This window comes from Rhodoblastus sp. (assembly GCF_052145335.1).
Lineage (GTDB): Bacteria > Pseudomonadota > Alphaproteobacteria > Rhizobiales > Beijerinckiaceae > Rhodoblastus.
The window spans coordinates 1-3074 of sequence record NZ_JBKQOU010000115.1 but is presented as its reverse complement, the minus strand read 5'-3'; the positions used below and the strand labels follow the sequence as shown (position 1 = coordinate 3074).

The 3074-nt window shown below is 62.9% G+C and carries 3 protein-coding genes; 1 reads left to right on the top strand and 2 read right to left on the bottom strand.

Annotation, left to right across the window (positions count from 1 at the left end; translation table 11 throughout):
• Window positions 1–1017: alpha/beta hydrolase (locus ACLP2E_RS08285; protein WP_442465645.1), on the top strand; the 1017-nt coding region annotated here is incomplete at its 5' end.
• Here the strand turns inward: ACLP2E_RS08285 and ACLP2E_RS08280 are convergent.
• Together ACLP2E_RS08280 and ACLP2E_RS08275 are read right to left on the bottom strand one after the other, a co-directional pair.
• Entirely contained in the window at window positions 934–2763 is a 1830-nt protein-coding gene (locus ACLP2E_RS08280) for an AMP-dependent synthetase/ligase (protein ID WP_442465644.1), read from the bottom strand. The two genes, ACLP2E_RS08285 and ACLP2E_RS08280, sit on opposite strands and share 84 nt — an antisense overlap.
• A gap of 13 nt (window positions 2764–2776) precedes the next feature.
• Window positions 2777–3074 (bottom strand): HlyD family secretion protein (locus ACLP2E_RS08275; RefSeq protein WP_442465643.1); only part of this gene is annotated, 298 nt, incomplete at its 5' end.

The following is a 3074-nucleotide window of genomic DNA, read 5'->3' as shown; positions in this document are numbered from 1 at the left end:
GTGGCGCGAGTCGCCGTTCGCGTCTGTCTCAAGCCCGCGCTAAGACCGGAATTTTCCTGCGCCGTCCAGCGCCGCTGGGCGGACGTCGCGACCCGGACATTGAGCGTGCCGTTCGGCGTGCGCTTCTCGCGCTCGAGCCTGGCGGGCGTGCCGACAGAAGTGGCGCGACGCAAGGCGGACGGAGGCGAAGCTACCAGCGCCCTGCTGTTCCTGCACGGCGGCGGCTTCCTCATCGGGTCGCCACGCAGCCACCGCAGCATCACCGGCCGCCTGGCCAAGCTCACGGGCGCCGAAGTATTCGTTCCCGACTATCGGCTGGCGCCTGAGCATCCGTTTCCCGCCGCGCTGGACGACGCGCTCGCCTGCTACCGCGCCTTGCTGGACAAAGGCTACCCGCCAGAGCGGATCGCGGTCGCGGGCGATTCTGCGGGAGGCGGCCTTGCTTTGTCGCTTTGTTTGCGTTTGCGCGCCGTAAGCGTGCCGCAGCCGGGGTGCGTCGCGCTCATCTCGCCATGGGCGGACCTCACATTGACGCGGTTGGCGCCCATTGCAAACGACGCGCTGCTGCGTCCAGCCTGGCTTGCCCAGGGCGCGGCCGCCTATCTTCGGGGCCGCTCCGCCGAGGATCCGCTCGCGTCCCCATTGGCCGGAGATCTTGCCGGACTGCCTCCGGTCATGATCGAATCCGCGTCCGAGGAAATTCTTCGCGACGATTCCCGCCGCCTGGCCGGCGAGCTCGAAGCCTGTGACGTCCAAGTCGTCCATATGGAATTTCCACGCATGTGGCACGACTTCCAGCTTTACGCCGGCATCGTCCCTGAAGCCACGCGGGCGATCGAGGAGCTCGGTCGCTTCATCCGCGGCAAAATTGCACCGGTCGGACGAGATCGGCCGCAGTCAAGCGGCGATGGGGAAGCTCATTCCGTTCGCCTTTCAGCGCGAGTAAAGGGATGTGATCTCGCGGTCGAAAGCCATCTCTATCGCCAGCCGCTTGAGCTTGAGCGTTGGAGTCATTAGGCCGGCGCCCACGGTCCAGGGATCGACAGTCAGCCAGACTTTTCTCGGGGTCGCGTATTTCGGGAATTGCGCAACGGCGCGCTCGATTCGTTTGAGCACAAAGGCGCGGAACGCGTCGGACGCCAATATATCGTTCATCTCACCGACAAGACCCAGCGCTTTCGCTTCGCGTTCAACTTCCGCGCGGTTGAGCACGGCCAGGGCGGCGATGAACGGACGTTGTTCGCCGATCACCATCGCCTGCTCGAAAAGCACATCGACGGCGATGGCCTGTTCGAGATCGGACGGCGAGATCTTCTCGCCCGTGGACGTGACGATAATATCCTTGAGACGGCCCTTGATTTTCAGGCGGCCCTTGTCGAACCGAGCCTGGTCGCCGGTATGCAGCCAGCCGTCGGGCTCCAGCACGCGGCGGGTTTCCTCTGCGCGCCGCCAATAGCCAAGCATCACATTGGGGCCCTTGACAAGGAGTTCGTCATTGTCGCCGATCCGGACTTCGACTCCGGAGATGACCTCGCCGACTGTCGCGGGGTCGTTGCGCTCGGATCGATTGACGCTCACTACTGGCGCCGTTTCGGTCATGCCGTAACCCTGCACAATATTGACGCCCATCGCCAGGAAGCATTTTGATGCGGACTCCGGCAGTGGCGCTCCGCCCGCCACCGCGATACGCAAGCGGCCGCCAAATTCCGCGCGAATTTTGGCGGCGACAAATCTGTCCAGAAATATCCACACAAAACGCTCGGCGACCGACAGCTGAACCGACGCATCACATTGTGTGACAAGAAACTGGCGCCATCCGAGGCGCTCCGCCAGGGTGAAGATCGCCTGCCTGAACGCGCCGCCTTTTGCCACCTTCTCTTCAATGTGGAGGCGGAAGCGCTCGTAAATGCGTGGCACGGATATCAAAACCGTCGGACGTATTGTTCGCAGATCCTCGCTCAAAAGCGCGCTGGACCTTGCAAATGCGACCGTACTGCCAGACGCGATCGGCAGATAATAGCCGGCCGTACGTTCGAAAGTGTGCGAAATCGGCAGGAAAGACAGGAAAAGGTCCTCGCCGTTGGGCGCGACGCATTGCAGAACGGCGAGCACGTTGGAGACGACGTTCGCCTGCGACAGCATCACGCCTTTGGGGCGCCCGGTCGTGCCAGACGTGTAGACAATCGTCGCCAGCATTTCCGGCGAGACATAGACCTCGGGAGCTACATTTGTCGCGGCAAGGGCCAGCCATTCAGACGCAGCGACCGCGCGCGCATCCGTCTCATTCGAGCGCTGGCGCCCGGGCCCCTCATGCGACAGAATTACGACGCGCTTCAAATCCGTACCGGCGCCGACTTCCGGGGCGAGTCGCGTCCAATAGTCGGCGCTGTCGATGACAAGAATTGAAGCTCCGCAGTCATGAACAATGTAGCCAACATTGCCCGGATTATCGGTCGCATGCAGCGGCACGATCACCAGCCCCAAAGAAAGCGCGGCTTGATCGACGGCGATGTAATCGACGCCGTGTTTCATGATGGTTGCGACGCGCGCGCCTGGGGCAAGCTGTTCCTTGCCGAGAGCCTTGCGCCAACGTTCGACCTCGTCGCGCATTTCGCGCCAGGTCCAGTCAAACCACTCGTTGGCGGCTCGATCGAATTGTCTGTAGGCGACGGCTTGAGGCGTCAATGCGACACGCGCGCTGAAAATTTCGGGCAGCGTGCGCGCATCTGGGATCGAAGGGCGAAACGGCTGCGGGATTGTCATGGCGGAAGACTCCTCAACTCATTTTAGCACGCAGGCGTTCGAACATTGTGGCGCGCCGGGGTTGCTCCGCTTGGGCGGGCGTGACGTTGATCGTGCAGGTCATGCCGGCGGCGAGTTCGACGCCTTCGGGAACCTGATCGATGTGGATGCGCACGGGAATGCGCTGGGCCAGCCGCACCCAGGAGAAGACGGGATTGATGTTGGCCAGTCCCTTGCCGTCGGCCGCGCCGTTCTGGTCGGCTACGCCTCGACTGATGCTTTCGACATGGCCAACGACCGGCTTGTCGAAACCCATCAGCGCGGCGCTCGCC

Coding starts and splice junctions, on each gene's coding strand:
- ACLP2E_RS08280 (WP_442465644.1), bottom strand. CDS start 2,763: ATGACAATCCCGCAGCCGTTTCGCCCTTCGATCCCAGATGCGCGCACG.